This window comes from Dorea sp. AF24-7LB (genome assembly GCF_003478575.1).
GTDB classification, from domain to species: domain Bacteria; phylum Bacillota; class Clostridia; order Lachnospirales; family Lachnospiraceae; genus Dorea_D; species Dorea_D hominis.
In genome coordinates, this window is the sequence record NZ_QUFR01000011.1 from 32,709 (window position 1) to 51,892 (window position 19,184).

Sequence of the window (19,184 nt, forward strand, 5' to 3'; positions counted from 1 at the left end):
AGAAATGGAGGGTGATTCGTCCAAATGAGTACAGGTACGATTAAAAAAGTAGCAGGACCGCTGGTCATCGCATCCGGAATGCGAGATGCTAACATGCGTGACGTTGTACGTGTTAGTGAAAAGCGTCTGATTGGAGAGATCATCGAGATGCACGGTGATGAGGCATCAATTCAGGTATACGAAGAAACATCAGGACTTGGACCGGGAGAACCGGTAGAATCAACAGGGGCACCAATGTCAGTAGAACTTGGCCCTGGTCTGATCACAAGCATTTATGATGGTATCCAGCGTCCTCTGGATGATATTATGAAGATTTCGGGAAATAACTTACAGCGTGGTGTTGAAGTTGCTTCCCTGAAGAGAGACAAGAAATGGGAATTTGTTCCGGTTGCAAAAGTCGGAGAAGAAGTTGGAGCGGGAGATGTGCTCGGTACTGTTCAGGAGACAGCAGTTGTTGAGCAGAAGATCATGGTTCCTTATGGAGTAAGCGGAACAGTCAAAGAGATCAAATCCGGTGAATTTACGGTAGAAGAAGTTGTTGCAGTTCTGGAGACGAAGGACGGAGACAAAGAGCTGACAATGATGCAGAAATGGCCGGTTCGTACAGGACGTCCATATGTGAAGAAACTGCCGCTGGATGCACCGCTTGTAACAGGACAGCGTGTTGTTGATACATTTTTCCCAATCGCAAAAGGTGGAGTTGCAGCCGTTCCGGGACCTTTCGGAAGCGGTAAGACAGTTATCCAGCATCAGCTTGCAAAATGGGCAGAAGCTGACATCGTAGTTTACATCGGTTGTGGAGAGCGTGGAAATGAGATGACAGACGTTCTGAATGAGTTCCCGGAACTGAAGGATCCGAAGACAGGACGTTCCCTTATGGAAAGAACCGTTCTGATCGCGAACACATCCGATATGCCTTTCGCAGCCCGTGAGGCATCTATTTATACAGGTATTACGATTGCAGAGTATTTCCGTGACATGGGATATTCTGTAGCATTGATGGCAGACTCTACATCCCGTTGGGCAGAGGCACTTCGAGAGATGTCAGGACGTCTGGAAGAGATGCCTGGTGAGGAAGGTTACCCGGCATACTTAGGTTCCCGTCTGGCAGAGTTCTACGAGAGAGCCGGACGTGTAGTTTCCATCGGTAAAGATGCAAGAGAAGGTTCCCTGTCCGTAATCGGAGCCGTATCTCCTCCGGGTGGTGATACATCAGAGCCGGTATCACAGGCAACCCTTCGTATCGTTAAGGTATTCTGGGGACTGGATTCCGCACTGGCATATAAGAGACATTTTCCGGCTATTAACTGGCTGACCAGTTATTCGCTGTATCTGGATAATATGAAAGACTGGTTTAATGAAACCGTTGCTCCGGACTGGATGGATGACCGTCAGAGAATGATGAGCCTTCTGACAGAAGAAGCAGCACTGGAAGAGATTGTACAGATGGTAGGTATGGATGCATTGTCTCCGTCTGACCGTCTGAAGATGGAAGCAGCAAGATCTATCCGTGAAGATTTCCTGCATCAGAACTCTTTCCACGAAGTAGATACTTACACACCACTTCGTAAACAGTATCTGATGATGAAACTGGTTCTTGCATTCTATGATCAGGCTTCAGAAGCTCTGAACAAAGGTGCATCCATGAAAGATCTTCTTGTAATGGATGTCAGAGAGAAAATCGGTCGTTATAAATATACATTAGCTGAAAATATTGAGACAGAATATGAGAAGATCATGGATGAACTCGGTAAAGAAGTAGCAGGAACGATCGGGAAGGAGGACTTCTAATTATGCCAAAGGAATATAGAACAATACAGGAAGTTGCCGGACCGCTGATGATGGTAAAAGGTGTAGAAGGCGTTAAATACGACGAGCTTGGTGAAATCGAACTCGCAAGCGGAGAAAAACGACGCTGTAAAGTACTGGAAGTAGATGGAGATGACGTAGTAGTACAGCTCTATGAGAATGCTGCCGGTATTAACTTAAGTAACAGTAAAGTACGTTTCCTCGGACGAAGCATGGAGCTTGGTGTATCTGCGGATATGCTGGGACGTGTCTTCGATGGACTGGGACGTCCGATTGATGATGGACCGGAGATTTTGCCGGAGGAAAGAAGAGATATTAATGGTCTGCCTATGAACCCGGCAGCCCGCGTGTACCCGGAAGAGTTTATCCAGACAGGTGTATCTGCCATTGATGGTCTGAACACATTGGTTCGTGGACAGAAACTGCCAATCTTCTCTTGTTCCGGTCTGCCACATTCCCAGCTGGCAGCCCAGATTGCAAGACAGGCAAAGGTACGTGGAACAGATGAGAAATTCGCCGTTGTATTTGCTGCAATGGGTATTACATTCGAAGAGTCTAACTACTTCATCGAGTCATTCAAAGAGACAGGTGCGATTGACAGAACCGTTCTGTTTATCAACCTTGCAAATGACCCGGCTGTAGAGCGTATCGCAACTCCTCGTATGGCACTGACAGCAGCAGAATATCTGGCATTTGAAAAAGATATGCACGTTCTGGTTATCCTGACAGATATCACGAACTATGCAGATGCGCTGCGTGAAATTTCCGCAGCGAAGAAAGAGGTACCTGGACGTCGTGGATATCCAGGATATATGTACACAGACCTTGCAACAATGTATGAAAGAGCCGGACGTCAGAGAGGTAAAGACGGAAGTATCACTATGATCCCAATCCTGACTATGCCTGAGGATGATAAGACACATCCTATTCCTGATCTTACCGGATATATCACAGAAGGTCAGGTAATCTTAAGTCGTGAGCTGTATCGTAAAGGATTACAGCCGCCGATTGATGTATTACCGTCTCTTTCCCGTCTGAAAGATAAAGGTATCGGTGAAGGCAAAACAAGAGCAGACCACGCCAATACGATGAACCAGTTATTTGCTGCGTATTCCCGTGGAAAAGATGCAAAAGAACTGATGACAATCTTAGGAGAAGCTGCCTTAACAGAGATTGACCTGAAATATGCAGAATTTGCAGAAGCATTTGAAAAAGAATATGTTTCCCAGGGATATGACAACGACAGATCTATTGAGGAGACACTGGAAATTGGCTGGAAATTATTGTCTATGCTGCCAAGAGCAGAGTTGAAACGTATCGACGACAAATTCTTAGACCAGTATTATGGAAAGCAATAATCAGGTAATGGAAATAAGGAGGTAGCGAATGGCATCGAAACAGATCACTCCTACCCGGATGGAACTGACCAAGACGAAGAAGAAGCTTGTTACAGCAAGAAGGGGACATAAGCTCCTGAAAGACAAGCGTGATGAGCTGATGCGTCAGTTCCTGGAGCTGGTAAAGGAGAACATGGCACTTCGTCAGAAAGTAGAAGCCGGAATCCTCTCTGCAAATAAGAACTTTGTTATAGCCAAAGCCGGAATGGATGAGGCTACGTTGAATACCGCACTGATGGCACCAAAACAGGAAGTAAATCTGGAAGTAGGCAATAAAAATGTTATGAGCGTTGACATTCCTGTGTTCAATACGAAGACAAGGACTGCTGATGCCAATGATATTTATTCTTATGGATTTGCATTTACATCCAGTGATCTGGATGGTGCTGTAAAATCACTGGCGGACATTCTGCCGGATATGTTGAAACTTGCGGAGACAGAAAAAGCATGCCAGCTTATGGCGGCTGAGATCGAGAAGACAAGACGTCGTGTAAATGCGCTGGAGCATGTGACAATTCCGGAGGCTCAGGAGACAATCAAATACATCACGATGAAGCTGGATGAGAACGAGAGAAGCTCTCAGATCCGTCTGATGAAAGTAAAAGATATGATGCTTGAAGAAGCACATCACTACAGCGAAAGAGCTTAGAATGAAAAGGCGATACAAAAGATGTGTCGCCTTTTCGTTTCGCGTAGAGAATAAGGCGGAACGGAACATCGTCATCATGGAAAAGGGAAGAGATACAAATGAATTTGACGGATTTCAAATACATTATTGAAATAGATAAAAGAGGATCGATTTCACAGACTGCAAAAGAGATTTACATTGCGCAGCCAAACTTAAGCAAAGCAATTAAAAATGTAGAAACAGAATTTGGCATACAGATTTTTAAACGCTCCTCAAAAGGAGTACAGGCGACAAGAGACGGACAGAATTTTCTGGAATATGCCAGAAAAGTCATCCGGGATGTTGATGAGCTAAGGGAACATTATGGAAAAGAACGCAGTGAAAAGCTGACACTTCGATTTTGTGTGCCCCGGGCCAGCTATATTGCGCATGCTTTTGCCGAGTATATCAGCAACCAGGATGACCAGATGGAGATGGATGTGGATTTCCGGGAGACAAGTACGATGACGGCAATCGACAGTATCGGTCAGAATGGATATGATCTTGGAATTATACGGTATCAGCGGAGAAAGCAGGAGGATTACCAATCGCTTCTTCAGCTTCGGAATCTGGAAATGCAGGTGATCAATGAATTTGATTATTTACTTTTGACTTCCGCAGACGGAGAACTTGCAGAAAAGGATTTTCAGTCTCCGGGAGAATTATCGGACGGAGTAGAAATCTTACATGGAGATTCCAGGCTCCCGAACGGAGAATATATTGAATTTTACCGGGAAGGAAGGGAAGCCTATCATCCGAAAAAGAAAATATATATTTTTGAAAGAGGAAGTCAGTTTGATATTTTAAGAGAAGTGAAGAACAGTTATATGTGGGTATCTCCGCTGCCGGAAAAGATGCTGGAACGGTATCATCTTGTGCAGAAGGAAGTCGGATTTCTAAGACATAAAATGAGGGATGCACTGATATATAAAAAAGGATATGTGATGAATCAGAAAGAAAAAGAATTTCTTGAGCATCTGAGAAGGAAAATTGAAGAAATATAATTGTCTAGAAGAAAGAAGGTGTGCCTGAGGGTGCATCTTTTTTTAGGATATATAAAATTCTATATGGAAGACATCGGATATTGATATAAACATATCAATAATTTCTATGATATAATATACAATAAATTGATAAAAAATAGCCAATATCAGGGGAAAATGAACAAAAAGGAGGATGAGGATATTATGTTAGATACATCGTATTATGAGAAAGCAGATGAAATCATAGCAAGACACACAAGAGAAGAACGATCATTGATCCCGATTATCCAGGATATTCAGGAGGAGTACAGATACCTGCCACCGGAACTTCTGACATATGTGGCAAAACAGATCGGGATTACGGAAGCAAAGGCGTACAGCGTGGCAAGTTTTTATGAGAATTTTTCTTTCGAGCAGAAAGGCAAATATGTCATTAAAGTCTGTGATGGAACAGCCTGTCATGTGAGAAAATCCATTCCGATCCTGGAACGTTTGTATAAGGAACTCGGATTAAATGATAAGAAGCATACATCAGACGATCTGTATTTTACTGTGGAGACGGTGTCCTGTCTGGGGGCATGTGGTCTGGCACCGGCGATTACAGTAAATGATGTTGTGTATCCTAAGATGTCACCGGAAAAAGTAGTGGATCTGCTGAAAGAGTTGAGAGGAGAATAACATGAAGATAGAGAACAGAACGGAATTAAAAGAATATCGTACTGAATGTCAGAAGCGGCAGCGTGCGAAATGTCGCGTTTTGATCTGCGGTGGAACAGGATGTCTGGCCGGGGGTTCAGATAAAATTTACCAGAAAATGCTGGAACTGACAAAGAATGACGGGAATGTATCGGTGGAGTTCGGCGCAGAGATTGCACATACCAAGGTTATGAAGAGTGGTTGCCACGGATTCTGTGAAATGGGACCGCTGGTGAGAATCGAACCACATAATTATTTATATATTAAAGTGTCGCCGGATGATTGTGAAGAGATCTATCAGAAAACAATCTGCGAAGGAAAAGCGATTGAACGTTTGTTATATCATATGGACGGACAGGTCTATGCTTCACAGGAAGAGATCCCATTTTACGCAAAGCAGACGAGACTTGTATTGAAAAACTGCGGACATATCGATGCCGATCACATCGAAGGAGCGATGGTGGTCGGAGCATATTCTGCATTAGAAAAAGCATTGTTTGAGATGACACCGGAATCCGTGATCGATATGATTTATGAGTCAAATTTAAGAGGACGTGGCGGTGCAGGATTCCGTACCGGACGTAAATGGAAACAGGTAGCATCCCAGAAGGAAAAGATTCGTTACGTAGTCTGTAACGGTGACGAAGGTGACCCGGGCGCATTCATGGACAGAAGTATTATGGAGGGTGATCCGCACCGCATGATCGAAGGTATGATGATCGCTGCATATGCGGTTCAGGCGCAGGAAGGATATATTTATGTCCGTGCCGAATATCCGCTCGCGATCCAGAGACTGGAGACGGCAATCCATCAGGCGGAAGAGATTGGAATTTTAGGAGATCATATCCTGGGAACAAACTTCAGCTTCCGTTTACATATCAACCGAGGAGCCGGAGCATTTGTCTGCGGCGAAGGAAGTGCGCTGACAGCATCTATTGAAGGCAAACGTGGTATGCCGAGAGTAAAACCGCCGCGTACAGTACAGCAGGGACTCTGGGCAAAACCTACAGTATTAAATAACGTTGAGACTTACGCAAATGTACCAATGATCATTCAAAACGGCGCAGAGTGGTATCTGGGTATCGGTACACCGGAAAGCCCGGGAACAAAAGCATTCGCATTGACAGGTAATGTAAGAAACACAGGACTTATCGAAGTGCCGATGGGAATTACTCTCCGGGAAGTTATTTATGATATCGGTGGAGGCATTCAGAACGGTAAAAAGTTCAAAGCGGTTCAGATCGGCGGACCATCGGGCGGATGTCTGACAGAGAAACAGCTGGACAGCAAGATGGATTTTGATTCGCTGGCGAAGATCGGAGCGATGATCGGTTCCGGCGGACTTGTTATTATGGATGAAAATACCTGTATGGTAGAAGTAGCCCGGTTCTTTATGAGCTTTACGCAGAGAGAATCCTGTGGAAAATGTGTGCCATGCAGAGAAGGTACAAAAAGAATGCTGGAGATTCTTGAAAGAATCGTAGCCGGAAATGGAAAACCGACAGATATAGATGAGTTGCGTGAACTGGCCGATATGATTGAGAGTACCGCGTTATGCGGACTTGGAAAGAGTGCGCCAAAACCGGTTATCAGTACATTGAATGCATTTGCAGAAGAATATAGAGAACATATTGAGGATAAGAAGTGTAAAACAGGGGTTTGTACAAATCTCAGACAGTTCCAGATTGATCTGGACATCTGTAAAGGGTGTTCCAAGTGTGCAAGAAATTGTCCGGCTGGAGCAATTGAAGGTGAGTTGAAATCACCGTATCACATTAATCAGGAGAAATGCATTAAGTGCGGAGCCTGTATGGAACAGTGTCCGTTTAAGGCAATTTCTGTTGCCAGATAGGAGGAAACGTCATGGGAGTAATGACTATAGATGGAAGAAAAGTAGAATTTACGGATGAACCGAATATTCTTACCGTCATTCGTAAAGCAGATATTGATATACCAACCTTATGTTACCATTCAGAACTGTCTGTATATGGTGCCTGTCGTTTATGTACAGTAGAAAATGATAAAGGAAAAACATTTGCATCCTGTTCCGAACCACCGAGAGACGGAATGGTGATCTATACAAATACACCGCGCCTGATGAAGTATCGGAAATTAATTCTGGAGTTACTTCTGGCAGCGCACTGCAGAGACTGTACAACTTGTATCAAAAGTGGAGAATGTCAGCTGCAAAGCCTTGCGCACCGGATGGGTGTTATGGATGTCCGATTTGAAAATACGAAAGAATTACAGCCGATCGATGACAGTTCGCCGGCGATCGTGAGAGATCCGAATAAATGTATTTTGTGCGGTGACTGTGTACGTATGTGTGACAATGTGCAGGCAGTAAATGCAATTGATTTTGCATATCGAGGAACAAAAGCGCTGGTAACACCTGCATTTGATAAGAAAATTGCAGAGACCGACTGCGTGAACTGTGGACAATGCCGGGTTGTATGTCCGACAGGCGCAATCAGTATTAAGACCAACATGGATGTTATCTGGGATCTTCTTGCAGATAAAGATACCAAAGTGATCGCACAGATCGCACCGGCAGTCCGTGTGGCAGTAGGAGATCAGTTCGGTCTGCCGCGTGGCGAAAATGTTATGGGTAAATTGGTAAATGTCCTGCATCGTATGGGATTTGATGAAGTATTTGATACATCTTACGGTGCGGATCTTACAGTTATAGAAGAGTCGGAAGAACTTTTGAATCGGCTGGAATCCGGAGAAAAATTGCCACTCTTTACATCCTGCTGTCCTGCATGGGTAAGATATTGTGAAAACCGTTATCCGGAATTTGCCGAGAATCTTTCGACCTGCCGGTCACCACAGCAGATGTTCGGCGCTGTAGTACGGGAATATTATAAAGATCCGGAGAAGAATCTCGGAAAACGAGTGGTATCTGTATCTATTATGCCTTGTACAGCGAAGAAAGATGAGATTTTACGACCGGAATCTTCAACAAACGGTAAGCAGGATATCGATTATGTACTGACAACAACCGAGCTCGTTTCCATGATTCGCAAGTCTGGTATCCGTTTTGAGAATCTGGAAATTGAAGCGTCAGATATGCCATTTGGAATCGGATCCGGTGCCGGAGTGATCTTTGGTGTAACCGGCGGTGTGACCGAAGCGGTTTTGAGACGTCTGCGTAAAGGACATAACCGTGTAGATATGGATAATATCAAATTCAGCGGTGTGCGTGGAGAGAAAGGCCTGAAAGAAGTAGAATTTGATTACAACGGCAGAACCATTCGTGCGGCAATCGTAAGTGGTCTCGGAAATGCAGATGCACTTTTGAAGCGGATCAAGGCCGGGGAAGTACACTATGATTTCGTAGAAGTAATGGCATGTTACAGAGGCTGTGTCATGGGTGGTGGACAGCCGGTACCGGCCGGACCGAGAACAAAATCAGCAAGAATGAAGGGTCTTTATGATTCAGATGTGAATACCCAGATTAAGAAGTCCAATGAAAATCCGTTGGTTCAGACGTTGTACGATGGCTTGCTGAAAGGAAAAGAACACAAACTTCTGCATCGGAATTTTGAAGCCGCAAAAAATGAATAACAGAAAAGATTTCAGGGAACAGCTTATGAAAAAATGCATATAATAAAGCAGATAATTTCCCTGGAAGGAGCAGAACCGATGAGCGAGAAACTGCCTTTTTATATGGCATATCAAAATCAGCTGCCAATCGATACAGCCTGGGAGCGGGAAAACAGCCGGGATGTATCTTATATGAAGAGTATGTATCCGGCCGAAGTGAAAAAGATTCTGCCATATGTAGAGGCAGAATGCGACCGGCTGGAATATGACGTCAGTATGATTTATGATGAGTATCCGGATCGTTTGCAAATACAGATGATATGCGGTCGTGTTTATGCAAATGTGAAAGGTCAGATCGACTTTGCAGATAAGCAGAAGGATAAAACAGATGATCTTCCGACGAAAATGGAAGATGACTGGCTTCGTGAGCTGGTGTGGGTAATGACCTGTCAGGAGATATGCCGCCGAAGGCAGGAGCGGAGAAACTTTCAGAGAAAATATTATTTTCTGAATGAGAGTGTATCCTGAAGAGATAATTTATACAAAATAAGAACCGGAGGAATAAAAGGATTTCCGGTTCTTATTTTTTATGGTAAAGTATCCGTTGGCAGATCAGGCAGAGCGGTATTGGTAGAATTGGTCAGAAAATGATAAAAAATGAGTTCGAATCTTGTAAAGGCAGTAGATTCTGAAGCAAGAAGTGGACGAAAAAGGAATCTTATGTTAAAATGGATAGGATTAAAATGTAATAAGTATCAAAAGATTTCAAACAAATACAGACTAAAGGATGAAAAATATGAAGAATATCGTATTTATCGGAATGCCGGCATCGGGGAAAAGCACAGTCGGTGTTGTTGTTGCTAAGAGACTGGGATATAAGTTTGTAGATACAGATCTGGTAATCCAGGAAGTGGAGAAGCGTTTGCTTAAAGAGATTATTGCAGAAGAAGGAAATGAAGGTTTCTTGCGGATTGAAGACCGGGTGAATGCGGAGATTCAGGAAGAGCGTGCTGTTATCTCGCCGGGAGGAAGTGTTGTATATTGTGAGAATGCAATGAGGCATTACAAAGAGACCGGAATGATCGTATATTTACATACGTCGTATGAGACAATAAGTAACAGACTCCATAATGCTAAAAACAGAGGTGTTGTGTTAAAAGACGGTCAGACATTAAAAGATCTGTATGAGGAGCGTACCGCATTATTTGAACGGTATGCAGACCTCACGATCAGTGAGGAAGGACGGGATCTGGAAGAGACAATCGAGGAAGTTCTTCGTGTGCTTGAAAACGGATTAAATGTTACAAAATAATTACATAAAATTAAAAAATATTTTACAAATGTTGGATTTGTGCTATAATAGCAAAGACTCAGGAAGTGGGAGTCTTCCTGTTTTAGATTTTTAAGAGAACAAAATGGGCATAACTGCTATATCCAATATGCTTATATCATAGACAGCAATATTATATAGAGGTGTGGTTAATGGAACAGTATATTATTAAAGGTGGCCATCCGTTAGTCGGAGAGGTCGAAATAGGGGGAGCAAAGAACGCGGCACTTGCAATTCTTGCGGCTGCGATCATGACAGATGAGACAGTTAAGATTGATAATCTTCCGGATGTCAACGATATTAATGTATTACTGGACGCAATTGCCGGAATCGGAGCGACAGTGAACAGAATTGACCGTCATACTGTGACGATCAACGGAAGAGGCATTCATGATTTCAGTATAGAATATGATTATATTAAAAAGATCCGTGCATCTTACTATTTACTTGGCGCGATGCTCGGAAAGTACAAACATGCGGAAGTGGCACTGCCGGGAGGATGTAATATCGGAAGCAGACCGATTGACCAGCATCTGAAAGGTTTCCGTGCACTGGGCGCAGAAGTAGAGATTGAATATGGTAAGATCATGGCAGAAGCTGAGAAGCTTGTTGGTAAACATATTTATTTTGATGTTGTCAGTGTAGGCGCTACGATCAATGTAATGATGACGGCTGCGATGGCAGACGGTCTTACAATTATGGAGAATGTGGCTAAAGAGCCACACGTTGTAGACGTGGCAAACTTCCTGAACAGCATGGGAGCGAATATTCGTGGTGCAGGAACAGATGTGATCAAGATTCGTGGAGTCAGACAGCTTCACAGTACAGAGTATTCGGTTATTCCGGATCAGATTGAGGCCGGAACATTTATGTTTGCGGCAGCGGCAACCAGAGGAGATGTGACAGTATTGAATGTCATTCCGAAGCATTTGGAAGCTACGATTGCCAAGCTGGAAGAGATTGGCTGTGAGGTAGAAGAATTTGACGATGCAGTGCGTGTTGTATCCAAGGGAGATCTTACAAGTACACATGTGAAGACACTTCCATATCCTGGATTCCCAACGGATATGCAGCCACAGATTGGTGTGACGCTTGCACTTTGCAAGGGAACAAGCACAATTACAGAGAGTATTTTTGAAAATCGTTTCAAATATCTGGACGAACTTGCCAGAATGGGAGCGAATGTCAAAGTGGAAGGCAACTCAGCAACTATCGAAGGTGTTGAGAAGTTCAGCGGAGCAAGAGTGAGTGCACCGGATCTCCGCGCAGGAGCTGCACTTTGTATTGCAGGACTTGCAACAGAAGGCATTACAATTGTAGATGATATTGTATATATCCAAAGAGGATATGAGAGATTCGAAGAGAAGCTCAGAGGTCTTGGCGGTATTATCGAAAAAGTAGAAACTGAGAAAGAAATTCAGAAATTCAAATTAAAAGTTGGATAAATCAGTTGACAAGAACAGTTAAAACGTGTAAAGTCTTATAAGGTAACAAAGAAAATAATAAATATTGCTAACTTTCTCTTATTCAGAGCAGTGGAGGTACAAAGGATCTGTGAAGCTGCGGCAACCCCCATCATGGGAAGGTGCCAACCTGAGCGAGTAATCGAACAATAAGAAGATTGATATATGAGAATATAAACAGTCCACTTGTTGTGGACTGTTTTTTTCGCATTGTGGATGATTATGTGGATAACATAAAAAGGGACAGGTCTTTTTTAAAAGGGGACGGGGATTTTCTAGAAAATCCCCGTCCCGGGAGAAAGTAGAAGGGAGAATGACATGGAAAAAAGATTATTTACATCCGAGTCCGTTACAGAAGGACATCCGGATAAAATGTGCGACCAGATTTCAGACGCGATTCTTGATGCATTGATGGAACAGGATCCGATGAGCCGTGTGGCTTGTGAGACAACAACAACGACAGGTATGGTTCTCGTTATGGGTGAGATCACTACAAATGCTTATGTTGATATTCAGAAAATCGTACGCGATACAGTAAAAGAGATTGGCTATACAAGAGGAAAATTTGGATTTGACGCAGAGACATGTGGTGTGATCACAGCAATTGACGAGCAGTCTGGAGATATCGCTCTTGGAGTTGATAAAGCGTTGGAAGCAAAAGAGCATACAATGGGCGATGATGAGATTGATGCGATCGGAGCCGGCGACCAGGGTATGATGTTCGGATACGCAACGGATGAGACTCCGGAACTGATGCCATATCCGATTTCTCTGGCGCATAAACTGGCAAGAAAACTTACAGAAGTAAGGAAGAACGGAACGCTTTCTTATCTGAGACCGGATGGAAAGACACAGGTTACAGTAGAATATGATGAAAATGATGTTCCGAAACGTCTGGATGCAGTTGTCTTATCTACACAGCACGATCCGGATGTGACACAGGAGCAGATTCACGAAGATATTAAGAAATATGTATTTGACACAGTACTTCCGGCAGAGATGGTAGACGAGAATACAAAATTCTTTATCAACCCGACAGGACGTTTTGTTATCGGTGGACCACACGGAGACAGTGGACTGACAGGACGCAAGATCATTGTAGATACTTACGGTGGAATGGCACGTCACGGCGGCGGAGCTTTCTCAGGTAAAGACTGCACAAAGGTAGACCGTTCAGCAGCGTACGCAGCACGTTACGTTGCGAAAAATATTGTTGCAGCAGGACTTGCCAAGAAATGTGAAATCCAGCTTTCTTACGCAATCGGAGTTGCTCATCCGACTTCCATTATGGTAGATACATTTGGAACCGGTAAAGTATCTGATGAAAAACTGGTTGAGATCATCCGCGAGAACTTTGATCTCCGCCCGGCAGGAATTATCAAAATGCTGGATTTGAGAAGACCAATTTACAAGCAGACAGCAGCTTACGGACACTTTGGACGTACAGACATCGACCTCTCCTGGGAAAAGACAGATAAGGTGGATGTACTGAAAGCATATTTATAAAATTTTTAGAAATGTTTACAGGCGCTTTGATGTGAAGCGCCTTTTTTCATGCTATACTTGAGTCTGGAGGTGTTCCTATGAAAATAAGAACAAGACTTGTGATAGCATTTTTAACGATTACGCTGATTCCGATTATATTGACAACAACTATGGGAATAGTCCTGTGCAGACATCAGATCAGCTCAATCGAAAAGACATATGGAGTTACGGATACAACCTGGGAGAGCTTATCAAATTCTATGCAGGTATTGTCAAAAGTAACTGAGAAGCCGTATGAAGAACTAAAGAAGATTATTGCCGAAGATCCGGAAGAGATGGGCGATGCGACCAGACTTGAGAAAGTAAATAAAAAACTGGAAAAGAAAAAAGCCTATCTGCTTGTGCGAAAAGGAAATACCATTGTTTACATTGGTACAGACAGTGGGGAAACAAAATATGTGATCCGTCAGCTTCCGAAGTATGGTGAGGCAGATGCCGATGCGAAAAATGGACTTTATCTGGGTGGCAATGCTCAGGTACTGATCAAGCAGATTGATTTTAAATATCGAAGTGGAGAAAAAGGAAGCGCATTTATCGTTACAGACATGAAGAACGTTATACCAGAAGTGGAGGAGCTTTTTGTAGACTTGATCTGTGTGGTTGTTATTGTTTTAATCGCAACGGCATTTATTTTGCTCATGTGGATCTACCGCGGAATCATGCGTCCGTTGTCAAAGATGAAGAGGGCAGCTTATAATATCAAAGAAGGTAATCTGGATTTTGAGATCAAACCGGAGTCTGATGATGAGCTCGGCCAGCTCTGCAGTGATCTGGAAGATATGCGTAAGCGGTTAAAGGACAGTGCAGAAGAGAAGATTCAGTTTGACAAGGAGAACAAAGAGCTGATCAGTAATATTTCCCATGACCTTAAGACACCAGTGACAGCAATCAAAGGATATGCAGAAGGAATCATGGACGGAGTAGCGGATACACCGGAGAAAATGGACAAATATATCCGCACGATCTATAATAAAGCGAATGAGATGAATACACTGATCAATGAGTTGACATTGTATTCCAAGATTGACACAAACCGTATTCCATATAACTTCAATATTATATCTGTAAATGATTATTTCACAGATTGTGCAGAAGATTTGTCGCTGGAACTGGAGTCGAAAAATGTAGAATTTGGATATTTTAATTATGTAGATCCAGAAGTGAAAGTGATTGCAGACGCGGAACAGATCAAGCGTGTTGTGCATAATATTGTAAATAATTCGTTGAAATATATGGATAAAAGAAAACCGATCATCAACCTTCGTGTAAAAGATGTCGGTGACTTTATTCAGGTTGAACTGGAAGACAACGGCAAAGGAATTGCAGCCAAGGATCTGCCAAATATTTTCGACCGTTTTTACAGAACGGATGCTTCGAGAAATTCGTCCAAAGGCGGAAGCGGTATCGGGCTTTCTATTGTTAAGAAGATTGTGGAAGAGCATGGTGGTAAGATTTGGGCAACCAGCAGAGAAGACACAGGAACAACGATGTATTTTGTTTTGAGAAAATATCAGGAGGTACCATTGAATGAGTAAGATTTTAATAGTTGAAGACGAAGAGACGATTGCAGATCTGGAGAAAGACTATCTGGAACTGAGCGGATTTGAAGTGGAAGTTGCAAATGATGGAGACAGTGGACTTGAGAAAGCACTTCAGGAAGAATATGATCTTCTGATTCTTGATCTGATGCTTCCGGGGGTAGATGGATTTGAAATCTGTCGGAAGGTCAGAGATGAGAAGAACACACCAATCATTATGGTATCAGCAAAAAAAGATGATATTGATAAGATTCGTGGACTGGGATTGGGAGCGGATGATTATATGACAAAGCCGTTCAGCCCGAGCGAGTTGGTGGCACGTGTGAAAGCACATCTTGCAAGATATGATCGGTTGATCGGAAGCATGGCAGAAAAAAATAAAGTGATCGAGATCCGAGGACTTAAGATTGACACGACTGCAAGAAGAGTATGGGTAAATGGAGAAGAGAGAACATTTACAACAAAAGAATTTGATCTGTTGTCATTTCTTGCGGCACACCCGAATCATGTGTATTCCAAAGATGAACTGTTCCAGAAAATCTGGGATATGGAATCTGTCGGTGACATCGCAACTGTAACCGTGCACATTAAGAAAATCCGTGAAAAGATCGAGATGGACACATCCAACCCTCAGTATATCGAGACAATCTGGGGTGTCGGATACCGTTTCAAAGTATAACAATTATTGTGAAAAAGGTGAAGTAAAAAGCGATTTGCAGGCACCATAATCAGGGGTGCTTCAATATTATAGTTATTAAGGGACAGAGAGAATGATTACAAGTACAGCAAACGGAAAAGTTAAAAGACTGATTAATTTAAAAAAGAAGAGAAAATTAAGAGATGAAGAACATGTATTTCTTGTGGAAGGCATCCGGATGTTCCGGGAAGTGCCGGTGGATGAATTACAGGAAGTATATGTATCTGAATCTTTTTATAAAAAAGAAAAAGTGCTGGTAAATGCGATTGCAGGGCAAGCCGGAGTGCACATAGAAGTGCTGACGGATACTGTATTTGCACATGCATCGGATACAAAGACACCACAGGGTGTTCTCTGTGTTGTGCGGCAGAAATCCTATAAGCTGGAGGATCTGTTAAAAGGCGAAAAGAGGCATCTGCTAGTGCTGGATAATTTGCAGGATCCGGGAAATATGGGTACGATCGTGCGGACTGCAGAAGGTGCAGGTGTAACAGGTGTGATCATGAGCCGTGACTGTGTGGATATTTACAATCCGAAAACAATCCGTTCAACGATGGGTTCTATTTACCGGATGCCGTTTTATTATGCGGAAGATATCCTGAAGGCAATCCGCAAGATCAAAGATGCCGGGATTAAAGTATACGCGGCGCATCTGGACGGGGAGAAGTCTTATGATGAAGAAGATTATGCTTTCTCCTGTGCATTCCTGATTGGAAATGAGGGGAACGGGCTGCGTGAAGAAACCTCGAAAATGGCAGATCACTATATCATTATTCCGATGAGCGGAGAGGTGGAGTCGTTAAATGCCGCAATAGCCGCTTCGGTATTGATGTTTGAAGTGAAGAGACAGAGAAGAAATACAGAGAAAAATTCATAAAATCATAAGGAAGTCAGTAGACAGTTAGAATTGCGTTATCGGAGAAAATATAGTAAGATAATGATACCAGAGACAAAAAGTCCGGCATCCACATGAGTTTACTCATAAGTGGATGCAAGACTTTGGGGCTCGCCCCGATATGCGAATATCGGACAGATTGAGGGAGTGCGAAGCACGGAGCAAAGTGAGGAATATTTATGCAGACTGTATACTGGCTTATATTATTTGTAATATTATTAATTATCGAGATCTTGACTATGGGACTTACGACAATCTGGTTTGCCGGCGGAGCGCTGGTGGCATTTGTGAGCGGAGTGATCGGCTTCGGTCTGCCTGCGCAGGTTGTTGCATTTCTCATAGTTTCTGTTATATTACTGGTGCTTACAAGACCACTTGCCGTGAAGTACTTTAATAAAGAGCGGCAGAAGACGAACGCTGAGAGTCTTATTGGGGAACAGGCACTGGTGACAGAAGATATTGATACACTGCAGGCAGCAGGGCATGTAGAAATCCGTGGACAGGAATGGTCGGCAAAGACAGACGAACCGGATGGAAAGATCGCAAAAGATACGATCGTTGTAGTGGAAGGTATCCAAGGTGTGAAGCTTATTGTCAGAGAGAGAAGAAAAGAGGAGGAGTAAAGAAGATGCCATTAAATACGATTTTTTTAGCAATATTAATATTGATTGTTGTGATGCTTATTATATCCTGTGTGAAGATTGTCAGACAGGCAGAGGCACTTGTAATCGAAAGACTGGGGGCTTATCAGGCAACATGGAGTACGGGACTTCATTTTAAAGTTCCGATTTTTGACCGTGTGGCAAGACGTGTTGATCTGAAAGAACAGGTTGTAGATTTTGCGCCACAGCCGGTTATTACAAAAGATAATGTAACGATGCGGATCGATACAGTTGTGTTTTATCAGATCACAGATCCGAAGATGTTCTGTTATGGAGTTGCCAATCCGATCATGGCGATTGAGAATCTGACAGCAACGACACTTCGTAATATTATCGGTGATCTGGAACTTGACCAGACATTGACTTCCAGAGAGACGATCAATACGAAGATGCGTGCTTCCCTGGATGTGGCAACAGATCCATGGGGAATTAAAGTAAATCGTGTAGAGCTGAAAAATATCATACCACCTGCAGCTATTCAGGACGCAATGGAGAAACAGATGAAAGCAGAGCGTGAGAGACGTGAAGCAATCCTGCGTGCAGAAGGTGAGAAGAAGTCAACAATTCTGGTAGCAGAAGGTCATAAAGAATCGGCAATCCTTGATGCGGAAGCAGAGAAACAGGCAGCAATCCTGAAAGCAGAGGCACAGAAGGAAGCGATGATCCGTGAAGCAGAAGGTGAAGCAGAAGCAATCTTAAAGGTGCAGCAGGCGAATGCAGACGGTATTCGTTTCCTGAAAGAAGCAGGAGCAGATGAAGCCGTGCTGACAATGAAGAGCCTGGAAGCATTTGAGAAGGCAGCGGACGGAAAAGCAACCAAGATTATTATTCCATCCGAGATCCAGGGCATGGCAGGACTGGTGAAGTCCATGACAGAGATTGGTGGAAAAGATAAATAAAATAAACAACGGCCAAAAAGGCTGACTGGACAATAAGGAAAGAAGGACACGAAGGATGAACCTAAAAGGCAGACATTTTTTAACACTGAAAGATTTTACAAAGGAAGAGATTACCTACATGCTGGATCTGGCAGCAGATCTGAAAGATAAGAAGAAAAAAGGAATTCCGGTAGATAAATACAGAGGCATGAATGTTGCGCTTATTTTTGAAAAGACAAGTACAAGAACCAGATGTTCTTTTGAAGTGGCGGCACATGACATGGGAATGGGAACCACTTATCTGGATCCAAGTGGATCCCAGATTGGCAAGAAAGAGAGTATTGAAGATACAGCAAGAGTACTCGGAAGAATGTTTGATGGTATCGAATATCGTGGATTCGGTCAGGAACGTGTAGAAGAACTGGCAAAACATGCAGGTGTGCCGGTATGGAATGGCCTGACAAATGAGTATCATCCGACACAGATGCTGGCAGATCTGCTGACGATCCGTGAGCATTTTGGAACACTGGAAAATATCCATCTTGTATACATGGGCGATGCAAGGTATAACATGGGTAACTCTCTGATGATTGCGTGTGCGAAGATGGGAATGCATTTTACAGCATGTACTTCTGAAAAATATTTCCCGGATGCAGAGCTTGTTGAAACATGCAGAGGTTATGCAAAAGAAAGCGGCGGAACCATTACTTTGACAGAGGATGTAAAAGCCGGAACCAAAGGTGCAGATGTTATTTATACAGACGTGTGGGTATCTATGGGTGAACCGGATGAAGTATGGGCAGAGAGAATCAAAGAACTGTCACCATATAAAGTTACGAAGGAAGTAATGGATAATGCCGGAGAGAAAGCAATCTTCCTGCACTGCCTGCCTGCATTCCATGATCTGAAGACCAAAATCGGTAAAGAAATCTATGAAAAATATGGTCTTACAGATATGGAAGTAACAGATGAAGTATTTGAATCTTCACAGTCCAAGGTATTCGATGAGGCAGAGAACCGTATGCATACGATCAAAGCGGTTATGGTTGCAACACTTGGTGAGAGATAGAAAGTCGGA

At 43.2% G+C, this 19,184-nt stretch carries 17 protein-coding genes and 1 riboswitch; all 17 genes read left to right on the forward strand.

What is annotated here, in order from left to right; all coding sequences use genetic code 11:
• Positions 1-24 precede the first annotated feature (24 nt).
• The 17 genes from DWY31_RS10885 (at position 25) to argF (ending at position 19,175) form a co-directional block, all read left to right on the forward strand.
• Positions 25-1,791, forward strand: coding sequence for a V-type ATP synthase subunit A (locus tag DWY31_RS10885; protein WP_118288711.1), 1,767 nt, complete (start codon positions 25-27; stop codon positions 1,789-1,791).
• A 2-nt stretch (positions 1,792-1,793) separates the two neighbouring features.
• Entirely contained in the window at positions 1,794-3,167 is a 1,374-nt protein-coding gene (locus DWY31_RS10890; protein WP_118288712.1) for a V-type ATP synthase subunit B, read from the forward strand.
• A 28-nt stretch (positions 3,168-3,195) separates the two neighbouring features.
• Positions 3,196-3,855 carry a V-type ATP synthase subunit D gene (locus DWY31_RS10895; protein ID WP_021860230.1) on the forward strand — a complete coding sequence of 220 codons (660 nt, stop codon included), beginning with the start codon at positions 3,196-3,198 and terminating at the stop codon, positions 3,853-3,855.
• A gap of 98 nt (positions 3,856-3,953) precedes the next feature.
• On the forward strand, positions 3,954-4,877 hold the full coding sequence (locus tag DWY31_RS10900; protein ID WP_021860229.1) for a LysR family transcriptional regulator: 924 nt from the start codon (positions 3,954-3,956) through the stop codon (positions 4,875-4,877).
• 183 nt (positions 4,878-5,060) lie between these two features.
• Entirely contained in the window at positions 5,061-5,534 is a 474-nt protein-coding gene (locus DWY31_RS10905) for a complex I 24 kDa subunit family protein (protein WP_117538307.1), read from the forward strand.
• Position 5,535: 1 nt separating this feature from the next.
• Positions 5,536-7,404: an NADH-quinone oxidoreductase subunit NuoF gene (locus tag DWY31_RS10910; RefSeq protein WP_118520539.1), complete on the forward strand. Its 1,869-nt coding sequence runs from the start codon at positions 5,536-5,538 to the stop codon at positions 7,402-7,404.
• An 11-nt stretch (positions 7,405-7,415) separates the two neighbouring features.
• Complete coding sequence (locus tag DWY31_RS10915) at positions 7,416-9,119, forward strand: [FeFe] hydrogenase, group A (protein WP_021860226.1); 1,704 nt, start codon at positions 7,416-7,418, stop codon at positions 9,117-9,119.
• Positions 9,120-9,197: 78 nt separating this feature from the next.
• Positions 9,198-9,626, forward strand: a complete 429-nt coding sequence (locus DWY31_RS10920) for a hypothetical protein (protein WP_021860225.1) — start codon at positions 9,198-9,200, stop codon at positions 9,624-9,626.
• A 268-nt stretch (positions 9,627-9,894) separates the two neighbouring features.
• The gene (locus DWY31_RS10925) at positions 9,895-10,410 is read left to right on the forward strand and encodes a shikimate kinase (RefSeq protein ID WP_118520541.1); all 516 of its coding nucleotides are present in this window, start codon (positions 9,895-9,897) and stop codon (positions 10,408-10,410) included.
• 170 nt (positions 10,411-10,580) lie between these two features.
• Positions 10,581-11,873 (forward strand): UDP-N-acetylglucosamine 1-carboxyvinyltransferase, encoded by a 1,293-nt coding sequence (locus DWY31_RS10930; RefSeq protein ID WP_021860223.1) that lies wholly within the window; start codon positions 10,581-10,583, stop codon positions 11,871-11,873.
• Positions 11,874-11,948: 75 nt separating this feature from the next.
• Positions 11,949-12,047: riboswitch (SAM riboswitch) on the forward strand.
• 162 nt (positions 12,048-12,209) lie between these two features.
• A complete protein-coding gene (metK, locus tag DWY31_RS10935; RefSeq protein WP_021860222.1) occupies positions 12,210-13,397 on the forward strand; it encodes a methionine adenosyltransferase in 1,188 nt (395 codons plus the stop codon).
• A gap of 77 nt (positions 13,398-13,474) precedes the next feature.
• The gene (locus DWY31_RS10940; RefSeq protein ID WP_118520543.1) at positions 13,475-14,971 is read left to right on the forward strand and encodes a HAMP domain-containing sensor histidine kinase; all 1,497 of its coding nucleotides are present in this window, start codon (positions 13,475-13,477) and stop codon (positions 14,969-14,971) included.
• The gene (locus tag DWY31_RS10945) at positions 14,964-15,653 is read left to right on the forward strand and encodes a response regulator transcription factor (RefSeq protein WP_021860220.1); all 690 of its coding nucleotides are present in this window, start codon (positions 14,964-14,966) and stop codon (positions 15,651-15,653) included. The genes DWY31_RS10940 and DWY31_RS10945 overlap by 8 nt, the downstream gene beginning before the upstream one ends.
• 91 nt (positions 15,654-15,744) lie before the next feature.
• Positions 15,745-16,548, forward strand: a complete 804-nt coding sequence (locus tag DWY31_RS10950) for a TrmH family RNA methyltransferase (RefSeq protein ID WP_021860219.1) — start codon at positions 15,745-15,747, stop codon at positions 16,546-16,548.
• Positions 16,549-16,745: 197 nt separating this feature from the next.
• Positions 16,746-17,189, forward strand: coding sequence for an NfeD family protein (locus DWY31_RS10955; RefSeq protein ID WP_118520545.1), 444 nt, complete (start codon positions 16,746-16,748; stop codon positions 17,187-17,189).
• A 5-nt stretch (positions 17,190-17,194) separates the two neighbouring features.
• Entirely contained in the window at positions 17,195-18,127 is a 933-nt protein-coding gene (locus tag DWY31_RS10960; protein WP_021860217.1) for an SPFH domain-containing protein, read from the forward strand.
• Positions 18,128-18,182: 55 nt separating this feature from the next.
• Positions 18,183-19,175 (forward strand): ornithine carbamoyltransferase, encoded by a 993-nt coding sequence (gene argF / locus DWY31_RS10965; RefSeq protein WP_021860216.1) that lies wholly within the window; start codon positions 18,183-18,185, stop codon positions 19,173-19,175.
• Positions 19,176-19,184 lie beyond the last annotated feature (9 nt).

Bases quoted from the DNA above. Each gene is read 5' to 3' on its own strand.
- DWY31_RS10945 (WP_021860220.1), top strand. From the start codon at position 14,964: ATGAGTAAGATTTTAATAGTTGAAGACGAAGAGACGATTGCAGATCTG.
- metK (WP_021860222.1), top strand. From the start codon at position 12,210: ATGGAAAAAAGATTATTTACATCCGAGTCCGTTACAGAAGGACATCCG.
- DWY31_RS10905 (WP_117538307.1), top strand. From the start codon at position 5,061: ATGTTAGATACATCGTATTATGAGAAAGCAGATGAAATCATAGCAAGA.
- DWY31_RS10915 (WP_021860226.1), top strand. From the start codon at position 7,416: ATGGGAGTAATGACTATAGATGGAAGAAAAGTAGAATTTACGGATGAA.
- DWY31_RS10950 (WP_021860219.1), top strand. From the start codon at position 15,745: ATGATTACAAGTACAGCAAACGGAAAAGTTAAAAGACTGATTAATTTA.
- DWY31_RS10940 (WP_118520543.1), top strand. From the start codon at position 13,475: ATGAAAATAAGAACAAGACTTGTGATAGCATTTTTAACGATTACGCTG.
- argF (WP_021860216.1), top strand. From the start codon at position 18,183: ATGAACCTAAAAGGCAGACATTTTTTAACACTGAAAGATTTTACAAAG.
- DWY31_RS10920 (WP_021860225.1), top strand. From the start codon at position 9,198: ATGAGCGAGAAACTGCCTTTTTATATGGCATATCAAAATCAGCTGCCA.
- DWY31_RS10900 (WP_021860229.1), top strand. From the start codon at position 3,954: ATGAATTTGACGGATTTCAAATACATTATTGAAATAGATAAAAGAGGA.
- DWY31_RS10925 (WP_118520541.1), top strand. From the start codon at position 9,895: ATGAAGAATATCGTATTTATCGGAATGCCGGCATCGGGGAAAAGCACA.
- DWY31_RS10955 (WP_118520545.1), top strand. From the start codon at position 16,746: ATGCAGACTGTATACTGGCTTATATTATTTGTAATATTATTAATTATC.
- DWY31_RS10885 (WP_118288711.1), top strand. From the start codon at position 25: ATGAGTACAGGTACGATTAAAAAAGTAGCAGGACCGCTGGTCATCGCA.
- DWY31_RS10930 (WP_021860223.1), top strand. From the start codon at position 10,581: ATGGAACAGTATATTATTAAAGGTGGCCATCCGTTAGTCGGAGAGGTC.
- DWY31_RS10890 (WP_118288712.1), top strand. From the start codon at position 1,794: ATGCCAAAGGAATATAGAACAATACAGGAAGTTGCCGGACCGCTGATG.
- DWY31_RS10895 (WP_021860230.1), top strand. From the start codon at position 3,196: ATGGCATCGAAACAGATCACTCCTACCCGGATGGAACTGACCAAGACG.
- DWY31_RS10960 (WP_021860217.1), top strand. From the start codon at position 17,195: ATGCCATTAAATACGATTTTTTTAGCAATATTAATATTGATTGTTGTG.
- DWY31_RS10910 (WP_118520539.1), top strand. From the start codon at position 5,536: ATGAAGATAGAGAACAGAACGGAATTAAAAGAATATCGTACTGAATGT.